The organism is Corallococcus llansteffanensis, from assembly GCF_003612055.1.
Lineage (GTDB): Bacteria > Myxococcota > Myxococcia > Myxococcales > Myxococcaceae > Corallococcus > Corallococcus llansteffanensis.
The window spans coordinates 1-14,406 of sequence record NZ_RAWB01000021.1; the positions used below are offsets into that span (position 1 = coordinate 1).

Here is a 14,406-nt window from a genome sequence, read left to right on the forward strand (position 1 = left end):
CTGCCGATGGTGCGACGCGCGTTGCAGCCCCTCCTGCTCGGGCAGATTGGCACCTGCCCCTTCTGCAACAGAGCCATCAACCCCAGAGCCCCGCCTGAGCTGCCCTCTCGGATGTGACCAAGTGGTATTAGGCACTTCGGCCTCGAAGCGGCGCTGCTCGCCCAGCGCCATCAGGTGTACCAGCGCGCCCGCGCCCGTCACCCCGAGCGCTGGAGCCGCGACACGCGCGACGGGACGCCCGCGGGCCCTGTGCGCCTCAACCCCTCACCGGAAGTGCAGGAGCTGAAGCGCATCGGCTGAACCCTCTCACGCGACAACGACCTTGACGCTCACCGGCTGCGCCTTCCACGGGCGCGGTGCCATAGGCCGCGTGATGCCTCCGCGTTGGGCTATAGGCGCCAGACGTTCTTCAGGCGGGTGGAAAGATCCGCTTGGCGGTTTTGGAACTGCGTGTGCGTCCAGCTGGACTCTTTCAGGACGACGTTGGTCAGGGCGAAGTTCGTGACGCCTTCCACCGTCGAGAAGTATTTGGCCTTCTTGATCGCGAAGTCGTAGTTCGACGCTTGGCTGTTCTTCCTCCGTGTGAGCAGGACCAGGTTCCCCAGCCGGTGGATCATCTGCTGCCGGGCGTCCGCGTCCGGGAAGTGCTTCTCCCACTCGCTCCCGGGCTTGACCGTCTGGGGAACAACGTGCTCGATGGAGATCCGGTCGTGATCGTAGACGGCTCCACCCGCCGCGAGTTCACTGTCGAGCCGCAGCAGGATGAGGCGCCGGACGGTCGGATAGGCGTTGTAGACGTCACCCTCAATGACCTGCAGGGCCTCCCGCCGTTCCTCCGAGGTGAGCTGTAGGGGGCTGCTGTCCTCCCGGAGATTCCCGTTCCGCTCGATGGCTTCCAGCACCTGGGCATAGCGCTCCAGACGGACATTGATCGTCGGCCGGAGGAACATGAAGCACGCCGCGAGCCGTTCCAGGTCCTGGAAGAACTCCACGAGCAACTCAGGATTGTTGGAGTGCTTCTTCAGGAAAAGGATGGCGGGAGGCAACCAGTCGGTGTTGTCGACGTAGGAGAACCACCTGAGCGCGGCGTTGACCTTCCGTGCCGCGACTTCGTCGATGCCCTGATAGTTCTCCTGGAGGATCGTTTCGAACGCCTGTCCGTACTTGAAGAAGTTCTGGTCCAGGAACGCCCCCACGTCCGTCGTGCCCTTGAGCACATACTCCCGGAACTCCGCGAGCACGGTGCCCTTGAGCTTCTTGCGGGCATGGATCATCCGGATGTGATTGAAGAGCGTCTGGAAGCGATCCCTCCCCAGGTCATTCTCAAGCGTTTCCCAGCGGTGCTGATATTCGCCCGTGCTTCTGGGGTCACTGGCGTGTAACCGCCCCAGGAGTTCGGCCTTGATGATGTCCGACACCGCCAGGTCGAGTCCCCGGTCGTTAAGTACGGAGAAGATTCGGAATGCCGAGTCGAGGTTGGACGTGGAGACGATGACCAGGAAGCAGCGCTGCGCGATGTACGAGACCAGCCGCTGGCAGTCCGCTTCCGCGATGCGGGACAGCGCGGTGACGAGGTGCTGCGCATTGGCCCGGATGTTCTCCTGTGCTTCGGTTTCGGGCCGGGTCTGGAGCTTGAGCAGTTCCGAGAGGCCGTCCTTCTCCTGGATGTACTTCTTGAAGAAGGATGCATCCTGCTGCCGGAGCTTGAGTCTGGGGCGATCCAGCGTGCCCAACACCTCATTGCCCTCCTGCTGCAGGAAGAGCGAAATCGCTGCCTTGGTTCGAGGGGCAGTGATGACATGCCGGAGCGCGGACAGGAGAATCGTAAGGGTGGTCAGTCGCTGCTGACCATCAACGACCTCAAACTTCGCTTTCTCCTTTTCGATCAGGACGATGCTGCCCAGGAAATAGGGAGAGGCCTGTCCGACCGCGGAGGCTTCAGTTGAGCCGAGCGCCCCGATGAGATCCAGGAGCAGTTCGTCGGCCTGCTGCTGCTTCCATGCATATGGGCGCTGGTACTCCGGAATTTCGAATGCGAAGTCGTCGCTGAAGACCTTGTGCAGCAGTGCTTCGGTGCCTTTGATTGTTTCTGTGGTCATAGTGTTTGTAGATGTATTGGTGCTGGAGGCTCAATCCTTCCAGAGTTGCTTTCTCAGGTCCGAGGCCCGAGTCCGGAACTCATCATAGACCGCTCCCCCAAGCAGGTGCGGAGGAGGCGAGCGCGGGGCATGAGGTAGCGGCCAGGAAGGAGCGGATCAAGGAGAGGACGACGCGAGTGGACTTTCGCAGAGTTGCTGAGGAGGACATTCGACTTCGATGTGTTCGCCTGCGTGAGGTGTGGAGGCAGGCGGCGGGTGAAGGGAGCACCCGGGTGCAGGCGATTCTGGAACACCTGGGCTTGCCCACGGCAGGTGCGAGGTGGGCCCCGGCACAGGGGCCACCCCAGGCTGCGGGGGCTGAGGCTCAAGACAGCCAGGAGGTCCAGGCTCTGCCACGCACCCGAAGGGAGCACGGCCTGGGCAGGCGTGTACCCCAAAGGGGCTCAAGCGGCCTGTCCACCGGGGCGGGAGCATCACTCGGGCGGCTCCCTCTGCGCCCTCCCTCCTCCTCAACAGGGCCCCCATCTCTCTGATGCGGTGTGCACCTCCAGCAGCGGTGGGCCGCATCGCGTTTCGGCGTACGCGAGGCCAGGGCGCTCCCCACCCGCCAGGGGCCCACGCTGGGGCGCCCACGGTGATTGCCGCGGTGCGCCAGGGGCGTTCACCGTGGCAGCGGGAGGGGCCCCCGTTCACCGGACTGTCACTTTCGGTTCCCGGGCCCGCGCCTTGAACAAGGCGGCAAGCGCCGCCACCGTGGCGTGAAAGGAGAAGTGCTTCCGTGTCCCTCCTCGCGGCCCGGGTCCTGGGCGCCTCGTTCGCGGCGATTGGCCTGACGGTGCTGGTGCTGACGTGGGGGATGTACCGGCGGGACTCGCTCATCGTGGAAGAGGGCGCCCACACGCAAGGCACGGTGACCCAGAAGGAGTTCCTCGCGTACTCGGATGACAGTGACTACGTGCTGCACTACGCCTTCACGGCGCACGACGGCACGTCGGTGAAGAGCCGCCGCAACGTCTCCTCCGGGCTGTGGAAGCGCCTGCGCGTCGGAGACACCATTCAGGTGCTCTACAGCCGCGAACAACCGCGCTGGAGCTTCCCCGAGGGCCACGGGCTGATGTCGCTGGGGCTCGCCCTGTTCTTCACCGTCGTGCTGGTGCCCATCACCCTGCTCGGGCTGTTGATCCTGCTGGCCCGGGCCGGACCGGCGTCATCGGCGGTTGATTCGGCCGCCGCCCCCCCGCCATCCTGAGGGCACATGAGCACCTCGACCCTGATCGGCTTCCTGGTGGGCGGGCTGGGATTCCCCACCCTCCTCCTGGGACTCCTCATCTACATCCGCGGAGGGGTCGTGCGGCTGGAGCGGCGCGGGCTGCACGCACAGGGCAAGGTGCTCCGCGTCCAGTACCCCCGGACGAACAAGCGAACCGTCTATTACACCTTCCGTCCACCGGAGGGCCCGGAGTTCCAGGGCAACTTCCAGGAGTGGCCCCCGGGGCCCTCCGAGCGGGCCCCAGGCTCCCCCGTCGACGTCCTCTACCTGGAGGAAGCGCCACACGATCACATGGCCGCGGGCAAGGGCCTCAGTCGGAGGTTCTTCCTCATCGCCGCGACCTTGCTCGTGTTGTTCGCGAGCCTCTGCACCCATGGCGTGCTGCAAGAGTACTTCGCCCCCCAGGGACAGGACCTGGCGCGGACCCGGTAGGCGCGCACGCCCCACCCCGACGCCCCCATGAACCTCCTGGCGAAAGTCGTGACCGCGGCGCTCTTCGTCGGAGGCCCCGCGCTGATGCTGGTGCTCCAGTGGAGGGACTTCGCCGTCACCTGGAGGTTCCAACGGCGCGGGCAGCGCGTGCAGGGCAAGGTGCTCCGCGTCGACCCGGGCAAGGTGGATGACAACGCGGCGGTGCACTACGCGTTCTGCCTGCCCGACGGCACGGTGCTCCACCACGAGTACAGCGAGACGAGCGAGGACTGGTCGGCGCTGTCCCCTGGCTCGCCCCTGGAGGTCGTCTACCTGCCGGAGGATCCACGCCGGAGCCGCCCCATGGGCACAGGGATCGGCTGGGTGAGGACCGGCTTCTGGACGCTGGTGATGCTGGGCTTCATGGCGGGGGGCCTGGACGTGCTCCTGGGTCCCTGAGCGCCCGGCCTCACGGACGCCCATCAGCGGGGCCCGTAGTGCCATGGCGCGAAGCACGCCCGCCACCTGGGTTGGCGTGAGGACCGTGGGGCTGGTGACCCCAGGCCCCACCTGGCCGGAGGTGTTCAGGCCCAGCCCCACACCTTGCCGGCTTCATCCAGCGCGAGCGCATGATTCACGTCCGCGGCCATGGGGCGGACGGTGGGAAGGCCCGGGACCTCCGAGGGGATGGGCTCTGCGGCGCTGGTAATGCCAATGCCTATCTGGTCCGAGGTGTTCTGTCCCCAGGCCCAGACCTCCCCGTTCTTGTTCAAGAACAAGGAGTGATAGGCGCCCGCTGCCAGAGCCTTCGGCACGTTCACCGAAGTGAGTGCGGCCATCAAGGCCGACGTCATGCATAGGAGCCCGTTTTCATGTCTTGATTCATTGACGCTCCGCGAGGGGGTTGTTGCTCCTTTCCCGGAGGCATTCACCGCCCACGCCTTCAAAGGCTCGACGGGAAAGGAGCCCTTCACTCTAGCGGCTGTATTTGGATGCTGCTACTGAGCCAGACAGGCACCATGGCGGTCTGACCTGACCTCGCGTGGTGGTCAGCAGTGCCCGGAGTTCAGGCGCGAGCCGCCGACGAATGACGCTGCTGACTGTCCGGGATGTCCTTGCGGCCCCACGGCGCCCATGGGATGTGAGGCGCCAGACATTGTGGCGATGCGACGCTCTGAGTGGCCTGGAATCCTGGTCTATGCTGGATTGGTCGTACAGCCAGGAGAGGCGCATGCGCGTGGCAATCGTCGCCGGATTGATGGCAGTTGGACTGATGGTGGGATGCGGAGTTGGTGAGCCCGGTTCGGTTGAAGAACCGTTGGGGGTCAGCGATGATGCACTCGAGAATGTCAATGATGAGAGGTCATGCCTCGCCATCTACTCGACGGCCGGCTGTGAGTGCTATAACAACCTGGCCAGTAGCTGCTCTTGCTGCCTGGGTGCGTGCGCGGGTCGGCCGATCATTGCTGGAGACTGCTACGCCCAGCCGGTGGAATAGGGCTGTCCCTGATTGACGGAGCCAAAGAGGCATGGCTGCGACGCGCAGGACGGCGAGGTAACTGGTCGTCGCCTTGTCGTAGCGGGTGGCGACAGCCCGAAAGCACTTGAGGCCGCGGAAGAAGCCACCTGCTGCTGGGATGGTGCCGGCGAGGCGGGGCTTCGGGGCAGTCGTGTTCCGACCGGCGACTCGAAGACCTCCACGTCGGGCCAGCACAACGTCTACTAGCCGTCCTCGTGCTCGCGGGGGATGGTCGCAGAGAATCAATAGACTTACAGTCAGAGTGCCGAGCCTTCTAGGGTCGGCGTTTCCTTCTACAAGGACAATCGAAATGAGAATGATGAAGCTCTATCGAGTCGTGATGTTTGCCACCTTGACGGTGGGAGCGCTCACGAACTGTGGCGGCTTGCAGGACGACACGTCCGAAGACGGTGTGCCTGCATCGGCCGAGCAGGGGCTCCAGTCCTGCAGCAGCACCGGCATATGTGGGAGCGGATACGTGTGTGTCGATGGGACCTGTAGGCCCGATCTCGGCGACGAAGGAGGAGGTGGCGGCTATGGCGCTGCCTGCGGCGACATGGTTTGTGGAGCGGGCCAGACCTGTTGCGCAAACACCCAGAGATGCGCGGGCTCGTGCGATTAGCGAAGCGCGAAGGAGCACCTTGGGGGCTGTCCTGATCAACGCAGCCAGAGAAGCATGGTTGCGACGTGCAAGGCGGCGAGATAACTGATCGCCGTCTTGTCGTAGCGTGAGATTCCTCCGCTGCCGTGGACACCCCCGATGTGATGACTGGACCTGTAAGAGGGCGAGTCCGTCGCGGCGTCACAACGGACTCAGCGCTCCGACTCCTCGTCCTCCTGAAGCAGCCCGTGCTTGCGCAGCTTGTCGTGCAGCGTCGCCCGGCCGATGCCCAGCGTCCGCGCGGCCTCCGTGCGCTGGCCCTGTGACGCCGCGAGCGCCGCGAGGATGATTTCGCGCTCGTGCGCGTCCATCCGTTCCCTCAACGTGGCGCCGGAGGGGACCTGGGGCGCTGATACATCGGAGCCTCCGGGCAGCAGGTCCGGATCCAGCGTCCCGTCGGCGGACAGCACCACGGCGCTCTCCAGGGCGTTCTCCAGCTCGCGCACGTTGCCGGGCCAGCGGTACGCCGTGAGGCGCTCCAGCAGCGCTGGCGTCAGCGCCACGGGGGGCATCCGGAAGCGCTCGGTGTGGCGCGCGAGGAAGTGCCTCGCCAGGGCGGCGATGTCCTCGGGGCGGCTTCGCAGCGGGGGCACCTGGAGTGTCACCACCTTGAGGCGGTAGTAGAGGTCCTCGCGGAAGCGGCCCTCGGTGACGCGCTGGGGCAGGTCGCGGTGGGTGGAGGCGAGGACGCGCACGTCCACCGGGAAGGCGCGGTCCTCTCCCAGCGGGCGCACCTCGCCCTCCTGGAGGACGCGCAGCAGCTTGGCCTGGAGGGGCAGGGCCAGCTCCCCCACCTCGTCGAGCAGCAGTGTGCCCCCGTCCGCCTCGCGGAAGAGCCCCCGTCGCAGCCGCACGGCCCCGGTGAAGGCGCCCTTCGCATGGCCGAACAGCTCCGCCTCGGCGAGCTCCGGCGCGAGCGCGGCGCAGTTGAAGCGCACGTAGGGTTTGTCCGCTCGCGGCGAGGCGCGCACCAGGGCCTCGGCGACGCGCTCCTTCCCGGTGCCACTCTCGCCGGTGATGAGCACGGTGACGTCGCGCGGGCCCACGCGCTGGATGAGCAATGCCAGCCGCGCCATCGCGGGCGACACGAAGACCAGCGAGCGCAGCAGGTTCACCTCGCCCGCGAGCCGCTCGTTCTCCGCCTCCAGCCGCACTAGGCCCAGCGCGCGGCGCACCACCGCGAGCACGTCGTCCACGTCGAAGGGTTTGCGGAAGTAGTCCAGCGCACCCAGCTTCATCGCCTCCACGGCGTGGCGCTCGGAGCCGTGCGCCGTGATGAGGATGACCGGCGGCGCGGGCGAGCGGGCGCGGACCCGGCGCAGCAGCTCCATCCCATCCACGCGCGGCATGCGCAGGTCGCTGAGCACCAGGTCCACGGGAGGCTCCTCGTCCAGACGCGCGAGCGCGGCCTCGCCGTCCACGGCCTCCTCGACCGTCAGTCCGTCGTCCTCCAGCAACCCGCGCAGCGTGTAGCGCACGCCCGCGTCGTCATCCGCCACCAGCACGCGTGCCTTCACGACACGGCCTCCTTCCCGGAGGCTTCCGCCAGGGCAGCCTGCTCCTGGGGCGCGGGCGCGGCTGGGAGGACCAGCTCCGCCACGCAGCCTCCGCCCTCGCGTTCGCGCAGGCTCAGCTCTCCGCCGTGCTGGCGCATCAGCGCTCGCGCCAGGGCCAGTCCCAGCCCGGAGCCCTGCGGCTTCGTGGTGATGCCCGGCTCGAAGACGCGCTCACGCACCTCCGGGGCCAGCCCCGGTCCCCGGTCGCGCACCTCCACCCGGCCTCCCCCCTCCGGCGTCGTCCGGGCCTGGAGCTCCACCGTGGTGCCCCGGGGCGCGGCCTCCAGCGCGTTCTGCACCACGTCGATCATCACCTGCCGCACCTTGCGCGCATCGCACCACGCCTCCACCGGGGGCCCTTCCGCGACGCGCAGCCCCACGCCACGCTCGCCCGCCATGCCCTCGTGCAGCTCCGCCACCTGTCGGCACAGGCCGTCCAGCGGCACGTGCGCCTCGTTGAGCGGGAGCAGCGGCCGGGAGAAGTTGAGGAACCCTTCGAGGATCTCCTGCATGCGGTCCACCTCCCGGCGCAGCACCCCCAGCCGCTCCGCGGGCCGGCCCTCCACCTCGCGCGCGATCATCGCCGCCAGCCCCTTCACGCTCGCCAGCGGGTTCTTCAGCTCGTGGGCGATCTCCCCCGACAGCGTGGTGAGCGAGCGCACCCGCTCCTCGTGCGCCTTCAGCACGTCGTCGCGCGCGTCCAGCGCCGTGAGCACCATGCCCCGGAAGGTGCGCCGCAACGTCGCGCCGATGAAGTTCGCCCACAGGACGAGGAACACCGTCACCCCGAGCATCGTCAGCAGGAGCGCATCGTTGTGCCCCGCACGCCGACCGCCTCCGAAGAGCTGCGGCACCAGGTCCGGAAGCACGCCCGTCCATGTCATCGCCGCCTGCACGCCCAGCAGCGCCAACAGGTAGCCCGCCCACCTGCGGCCGCGCGCCGTCGGAAAGAGGATCGCCGTGGCGAAGCTCGCGGGCACCACCAGGAAGATGAGCGGGCTCTCCAGCCCTCCCAGCGACAGGTTCACCACCGTGAAGAGGGGAAAGGCCAACAGCGGCAGCACCGTGCCCGGCTCCGACGACACCACCTGCTTGCGCCGCCACGACGAGACGACGACCAGCGCCACCAACACGAGCAGGAGCACTCCGCCCACGCTCCACCGGCGCCAGGTGGACGTGTCCCCGATGAGGCCCAGCGACACGAGCACCACCGGGAGCGGGCTCAGGAACACCAGCACCTTCGTCACCTGACGGAACATCCGCGAGAACGCCTCGCGCTGGACCTGCTCGATTCCGGCGGCCGTGGGCTGGGGCATGGGATGCAAGGCGTTCTCCTGGACCGTGGGTCGCTACCCTATGCCCAAGCAAGGCGGATGCCCCACCCCGAGCGTCAGCGCTCCGACACGAAGGTCTCCCCCGCGTCCCGCGCCCCGTGTCCGGGAACCCGGCGCCCGGCGCCGGAAATCCGAACACGGCGGGCTGGCTCCCCAGTGTCGCCCGGGCAACCGCGGGCTGGCACGCCGGGTGCTCAGGACGACGTGCATGGCGACGGTCGCCGCGTCGGGAGGCACGGATGTCGGGGCAGGGGAAACGCTCGAAACATTCCAGACGCGCCGTCGTCGCGGGGATCGTCCTGGTCGCCGTCGTCGTGGGGGGCATCGCGTGGCTGCGACGTCCCCCCACGCGCGAGCCGCCGCCGCGCTTCACCGGCTACGTCGTCAGCGACAACGTCTACCTCTCCTCGCCCGTGGCCGGCATGGTGGCGGAGGTGGCGGTGGAGCGCGGGCAGCGCGTGGAGGTGGGGACGCCGCTGTTCCGCATGGAGCCCACGTCGGGGCAGGCCCGCGCCGACCAGGCGCGGGCGCAGGTGGGGCAGACCGAGGCGCAGCTCCTCGCGCGCCGCTCGGACGTGGGACGGGCCCGCGCCTCGCTCGCCGTCGCTCAGGCGGAGGTGGACCGCGCGGACGCGGAGCTGGCCCGGCTCCTCGCCGTCCAGCGGGCGATGGACGGGGCCGTGACGCCCCAGCAGCTCGACCTGCTCCGCGCGACCGTGGCGCGAGCGCACGCCCAGCGCGACGTGGCCCTCTCGGACGTGGCCTCCGCGGGCGCGCAGCTGGAGGTCATCCGCGCCCAGCTCGCGAGCGGACGCGCCGGCCTCACGGCCGCGGAGCGGCAGGTCTCCGAGCTTGCGCCCGTCTCACCCGTCGCGGGCCGCGTGGAGGAGGTCCTGTTCCAGGAGGGCGAGTGGGCCGCCCCCAACGCCGCCGTCGTCAGCATCGTCCCGGACGCGCGCGTGAAGGTGCGCTTCTACGTGCCGCAGGCCCGGGTGGCGTCGTACGCACCGGGCACCGTCGTGGCCATCGCGTGCGACGGCTGCGACACCGGGATGACCGCCCGCGTGGACTACGTGTCCCCGCGTCCCGAGTACACGCCGCCCATCATCTACAGCCTGGAGACGCGGCAGAAGCTGGTGTTCCTGGTGGAGGCGGTGCCCTCCCAGCCCACGCGGCTCCTTCCAGGGCAGCCCATGGACGTGACGCCGCTACCCCCGGAGACCCTGAAGGTGGCGCGATGAGCGAGCGGGCCATCGATGTGCGCGGGCTCAACAAGTCGTTTGGCGACCGGCACGTCGTGCGGGACGTCTCCATCGCGGTGGACTCGGGCCGCATCACCGGCTTCCTGGGCCCCAACGGCTCCGGCAAGACGACGACGCTGCGGCTCTTGTGCGGGCTGCTCACGCCCGACAGTGGCGAGGGGGAGGTGCTGGGCATGGACTTCCGCGCCCGCGGCGACGCCATCAAGCGCAGGACGGGCTACATGACGCAGAAGTTCTCCCTCTACGAGGACATGACGCTGGAGGAGAACCTCGCCTTCGTCGCGCGCATCCACGGACTCGACCAGCGGCGCGAGCGCGTGGACGCGACCCTCCACCGGCTGGGCCTCTTCGACCGCCGCCGCCAGCTGGCGGGCGCGCTCTCCGGCGGGTGGAAGCAGCGCCTGGCGCTGGCCGCCGCGACGCTGCACGAGCCCCGGCTGCTGCTCCTGGACGAGCCCACCGCGGGCGTGGATCCCCGCGCCCGCCGCGAGTTCTGGGATGAGATCCACGCGCTCGCCGCCGGAGGCCTCACGGTGCTGGTGTCCACGCACTACATGGACGAGGCCGAGCGCTGCCACGACATCGGCTACATCCTGTATGGGCGCCTCATCGCGCGGGGCACGGCGGACGCCGTCATCCGGGACTCCGGGCTGGTGACGTTCCTGGGAGAAGGGCCGGGCATCGACCGCGCGGCGCACGAGCTGGCCCGGGCCGAAGGCGTGCTCAGCGCCTCCGCGTTCGGCGCCGCCGTGCACGTCAGCGGCGTCCAGCGCGAGGCCCTGGAGAAAGCCCTCGCCCCGTGGCGCCGCGAGCCCTTCCGCTGGAGCGAGGTCCCACCGTCCCTGGAGGACGTCTTCATCCAGCTCATGGGGCGCGAGCGCGACGAACGGTACGCCTCATGAAGAGGGACTCGCTGCCGCGCATCCTGGCCGTGCTGCTCAAGGAGTTCACGCAGCTGCGGCGCGACCGCGTCACCTACGCGATGATCCTCCTCCTGCCGGTGATGCAGCTGCTCATCTTCGGCTACGCCATCAACATGGACCCCCGGCACCTGCCCGCGGCGGTGCTGTCCCATGACACCAGCTCCCTGGCCGCCTCCGTCGTGGCCACGATGGAGCGCACGGGCTACGTGGACGTGCGCTACCTGCCGCGCTCCGACGCGGAGCTGGAGCAGCTGCTGCGGCGCGGGCAGGTGATGCTCGCCGTCACCATCCCGCCGGACTTCACCCAGCGGGTGCTCAAGGGGGAGCGCGCGCAGCTGCTCGCGGAGGCGGACGCGTCCGACCCCCAGGCCGCGGCGGGCGCGCTCGCGGCGGTGGCGATGCTGCCCACGGAGGCGCTGACGCACGCGCTGGTGGGGCCGGTGGCGCGAAGGTCCGCCCCGCCGCCGTTCGAGGTGGTGGTGCACCGGCGCTACAACCCGGAGAGCCGCTCCCCGTTCCACATCGTGCCGGGCCTGCTGGGCATCATCCTGTCCATGACGCTGGTGATGATGACCGCCATGGCCGTCACCCGCGAGCGCGAGCGCGGCACCATGGAGACGCTGCTGTCCACGCCCGCCACGCCCGCGGAGATCATGGTGGGCAAGCTCACGCCCTACGTCGTCGTGGGCCTGCTGCAGACCGTCGTCGTGCTGACGATGGCGCGGGTGCTGTTCTCGGTGCCCATGGCGCGCACGCCCGCGGGGTGGGGCGCGCTCGCGTGCGGCATCGTGTTGTTCATCGTGGGCAACCTGTCGCTGGGCTACCTCATCTCCACGGTGGCCCGCAGCCAGCTTCAGGCCATGCAGATGTCGCTGTTCTACCTGCTGCCGTCCATCTTCCTGTCCGGCTTCGCCTTTCCCTTCCTGGGCCTGCCCGCGTGGGCGCGGCTGCTGGGAGAGGTCCTCCCCGTCACGCACTTCCTGCGCATCGTGCGGGGCGTGCTGCTCAAGGACCAGGTGCTCGCGGACATGGGCGACGACCTGCTGGCGCTGGGCCTGTTCGTGCTGGCGGTGGCGGGAGCGGCCATCGCCCGCTCGCGCACCACGCTGGACTGACAGGCGGCCTACCGCACTCCGTCCAGGGGCAGGGGACCGCTGTCCAGCACCTGCTGGCGTGTCACCACCTGGCCGTACTCCGGCGTCTGGACGGACTGGCCGCGCGAGTCCGTCCCCGCGTGTAGCTTCACGCCCTCCGCGTCCGGGAGGTAGCCCACGCGCAGCCGCACTTCGCGCACCTGGGACAGCTCGCGGGTCAGCTCGGGGCCGGTGGGGTAGGGCAGCGACGTGCGCAGGGGCAGCGGCACCACCACGCGCCGGGACGCGGTGGCCCCGGGCTCCACGCGGCTGACCGCGGGGACCTCCGGCGCCTCCACGTCCAGGTCCTCCGGCACGCGCACGAGCATGCGCAGGAGCACCGCGCCGTCACCGGAGAGGTCCACGTAGGCGCGCTCGGGCGCGACGCCGGACGGGCCGGAGAAGCCCTGCTCCGGCAGACCGTCCACGAGCAGCACGGCGCGGGAGGTCCGGTTGTGCACCGCGTAGGTGACGGCGAGCGTGTCCGCCTCGCGCGCCACCGACTCCACCTTCAGCTCCACGTCCAGCTTCACCTCCGCGGGGGCCACGCGTCGTCCTTCCGGGTTCGCGGGACGCTCCGGCGCCCGCGTGCAGCCGACCATGACGACGAGGGCCCCGCAGGCGCCCGCCAGGAGCAGGGCTCGCATGCTGGAGGGCGGCGGCTAGTAGTGCGGCCGGGTGGGCAGGTTCAGGTCGTCGCGCAGGACGTTCTCACCAGGGCGACCGCCCTGGACGACGTCCGGCGTGGCCGGGTTCTGGTCCAGGTCGATGGGCAGGCCCACCGCGGACGTCTCGCGGTTGTTGACGCCGTCCTTCTCCCCGCGCGCCAGCGTGCCGTTCGCGTAGTCGGACGCGTGCACCAGCTCGTGGAACAGGCCGACGACGGGCGGACGGTTCTGCCAGTCCTCGGTGCCCAGCGAGATGCGCGTGGTGTTGTAGTTCACCGTGCCGTTGGTGCCCTTGTTCTTCGTGCCGTCCGTGTTGAGCCAGGCATCGTCGCGGTTGGCGGGACCCGCGGAGTTGCCGCCGGTCGTCTCCTGGATGGTCGTCGTGTGGCCGCTGTCATCCAGCGTGCGCAGCAGCTCCTGGCCCGAGGGCAGGGAGCGCATCGCGTCCAGGTCCGACTGCGTGCGCGCCTGGAACTCCGCGCTGCCCGTCACCGTCACCGACCGGCCCCGCTGGTCGGCGTTCGTCATGTCGACGATCTCCTTCTCGCCCGCGGCCACGTCGGGCGTGCTCTCGCCCTCCTCCACGTAGAGCTTGTCGGTGCCGGTGCCGCCCCGGACGGTGTCCGTGCCCGCGCCGCCCGCCACCGCGTCGTTGCCGGTGCCGCCGCTCAGCGTGTCGTTGCCGCGCCCGCCAATCACCTGATCGTCGCCCGCGCCGCCGTAGGCCTTGTCATCGCCCGCGCCCGCGTCGACGTAGTCGCGCCCGGCGCCGCCCGACACGTAGTCATTGCCATCCAGGCCGTAGAGCACGTCGCGGCCTTCGCCCCCGAGGATGCGGTCATCGCCCGCGCCACCCTCCAGGTAGTCGTCGCCGTCCAGGCCGCTGAGCGTGTCCTTGCCCTCGCCGCCGATGACGGTGTCGTTGCCCGCGCCGCCAATGAGCTTGTCGTTGCCCTTGCCGCCGACGAGCTTGTCATTGCCCGCGCCGCCGTCCAGGGTGAGGTCCTGCGTGACGCTCGCGTCCAGGGTGATGGAGTCATCCCCGTCGCCGCCCTGGATGATGGCGCCCTTGGCCTGCTCGGCCGTGAGCGTCACCGAGTCCTTGCCGGAGGTGATGGTCAGCCCGCCGTCCTTGTTCTGCGACACCGTGGCGGCGTTGTTGCCCGCGCCCAGGTCCACCACCGTCTTGCCCGCGGCGTTGGTGCTCACCTGCGGGCCCGCGACGGCCTTCGCCACGTCCTTGGCGATCTTCGCGATGGCGGAGCCGATGCCACCCAGGACGCCGCCGTCCTTCTTGGCGTCGGCCTCGCCGCGGACCGGCGTGGCCGCCGCCTTCACGGTCTGCGGCCGGGCCGGAGCGGCGCGAGGCCCCGCTTCGAAGCCGTCCGTCATCTGCCGGGAGACCGCCGCCTTCACCACGTTGGGGCGCGCGGCCGCAGGGGCAGGGGCCTTCACGGGCTCCTGCTTCACGAGGGGGGTGGGACGCGAACCGGGCTTGCCAATCGTGGTCATGCACCATTGTCGCGCAAGGAGGGCGCCGGTTGCGTCGCCCCCGCCGGGTTCTCTAATC

At 69.4% G+C, this 14,406-nt stretch carries 13 protein-coding genes; 7 read left to right on the forward strand and 6 right to left on the reverse strand.

Annotated features, from left to right (window positions below; all coding sequences use genetic code 11):
- The first annotated feature begins 174 nt into the window (after positions 1 to 174).
- Positions 175 to 300 carry a hypothetical protein gene (locus tag D7V93_RS47265; protein WP_279636844.1) on the forward strand — a complete coding sequence of 42 codons (126 nt, stop codon included), beginning with the start codon at positions 175 to 177 and terminating at the stop codon, positions 298 to 300.
- Between the two features lie 89 nt (positions 301 to 389).
- On the opposite strand, the gene D7V93_RS03435 is transcribed toward D7V93_RS47265, so the two are convergent.
- Entirely contained in the window at positions 390 to 2,099 is a 1,710-nt protein-coding gene (locus D7V93_RS03435) for a DUF262 domain-containing protein (RefSeq protein ID WP_120641991.1), read from the reverse strand.
- A 778-nt stretch (positions 2,100 to 2,877) separates the two neighbouring features.
- On the opposite strand from D7V93_RS03435, the gene D7V93_RS03450 reads away from it, so the two are divergent.
- From D7V93_RS03450 to D7V93_RS03460, 3 genes are read left to right on the forward strand one after another with little or no spacing between them, the layout of a single operon-like run.
- A complete protein-coding gene (locus tag D7V93_RS03450; protein ID WP_120641993.1) occupies positions 2,878 to 3,348 on the forward strand; it encodes a DUF3592 domain-containing protein in 471 nt (156 codons plus the stop codon).
- A gap of 6 nt (positions 3,349 to 3,354) precedes the next feature.
- The gene (locus D7V93_RS03455) at positions 3,355 to 3,801 is read left to right on the forward strand and encodes a DUF3592 domain-containing protein (RefSeq protein WP_120641994.1); all 447 of its coding nucleotides are present in this window, start codon (positions 3,355 to 3,357) and stop codon (positions 3,799 to 3,801) included.
- Between the two features lie 27 nt (positions 3,802 to 3,828).
- Positions 3,829 to 4,239: a DUF3592 domain-containing protein gene (locus D7V93_RS03460; protein ID WP_120641995.1), complete on the forward strand. Its 411-nt coding sequence runs from the start codon at positions 3,829 to 3,831 to the stop codon at positions 4,237 to 4,239.
- 125 nt (positions 4,240 to 4,364) lie between these two features.
- On the opposite strand, the gene D7V93_RS03465 is transcribed toward D7V93_RS03460, so the two are convergent.
- From D7V93_RS03465 to D7V93_RS03475, 3 genes are all read right to left on the reverse strand, one after another.
- Complete coding sequence (locus D7V93_RS03465; RefSeq protein WP_120641996.1) at positions 4,365 to 4,634, reverse strand: RCC1 domain-containing protein; 270 nt, start codon at positions 4,632 to 4,634, stop codon at positions 4,365 to 4,367.
- 1,478 nt (positions 4,635 to 6,112) lie between these two features.
- Positions 6,113 to 7,477 (reverse strand): sigma-54-dependent transcriptional regulator, encoded by a 1,365-nt coding sequence (locus D7V93_RS03470; protein WP_120641997.1) that lies wholly within the window; start codon positions 7,475 to 7,477, stop codon positions 6,113 to 6,115.
- Positions 7,474 to 8,832 (reverse strand): sensor histidine kinase, encoded by a 1,359-nt coding sequence (locus D7V93_RS03475; protein ID WP_120641998.1) that lies wholly within the window; start codon positions 8,830 to 8,832, stop codon positions 7,474 to 7,476. Before D7V93_RS03475 ends, D7V93_RS03470 begins: the two co-directional genes overlap by 4 nt.
- Positions 8,833 to 9,089: 257 nt before the next feature.
- On the opposite strand from D7V93_RS03475, the gene D7V93_RS03480 reads away from it, so the two are divergent.
- From D7V93_RS03480 to D7V93_RS03490, 3 genes are read left to right on the forward strand one after another with little or no spacing between them, the layout of a single operon-like run.
- Positions 9,090 to 10,091: an HlyD family secretion protein gene (locus tag D7V93_RS03480; protein WP_120641999.1), complete on the forward strand. Its 1,002-nt coding sequence runs from the start codon at positions 9,090 to 9,092 to the stop codon at positions 10,089 to 10,091.
- Positions 10,088 to 11,014, forward strand: coding sequence for an ABC transporter ATP-binding protein (locus D7V93_RS03485; RefSeq protein WP_120642000.1), 927 nt, complete (start codon positions 10,088 to 10,090; stop codon positions 11,012 to 11,014). The genes D7V93_RS03480 and D7V93_RS03485 overlap by 4 nt, the downstream gene beginning before the upstream one ends.
- Positions 11,011 to 12,150: an ABC transporter permease gene (locus D7V93_RS03490; protein ID WP_120642001.1), complete on the forward strand. Its 1,140-nt coding sequence runs from the start codon at positions 11,011 to 11,013 to the stop codon at positions 12,148 to 12,150. Before D7V93_RS03485 ends, D7V93_RS03490 begins: the two co-directional genes overlap by 4 nt.
- Before the next feature lie 8 nt (positions 12,151 to 12,158).
- Here D7V93_RS03490 and D7V93_RS03495 read toward each other — a convergent pair whose 3' ends face one another.
- Both D7V93_RS03495 and D7V93_RS03500 read right to left on the reverse strand, forming a co-directional pair.
- Complete coding sequence (locus D7V93_RS03495; protein ID WP_120642002.1) at positions 12,159 to 12,815, reverse strand: hypothetical protein; 657 nt, start codon at positions 12,813 to 12,815, stop codon at positions 12,159 to 12,161.
- 15 nt (positions 12,816 to 12,830) lie between these two features.
- Positions 12,831 to 14,348 carry a M91 family zinc metallopeptidase gene (locus D7V93_RS03500; protein ID WP_120642003.1) on the reverse strand — a complete coding sequence of 506 codons (1,518 nt, stop codon included), beginning with the start codon at positions 14,346 to 14,348 and terminating at the stop codon, positions 12,831 to 12,833.
- Positions 14,349 to 14,406: the final 58 nt, after the last annotated feature.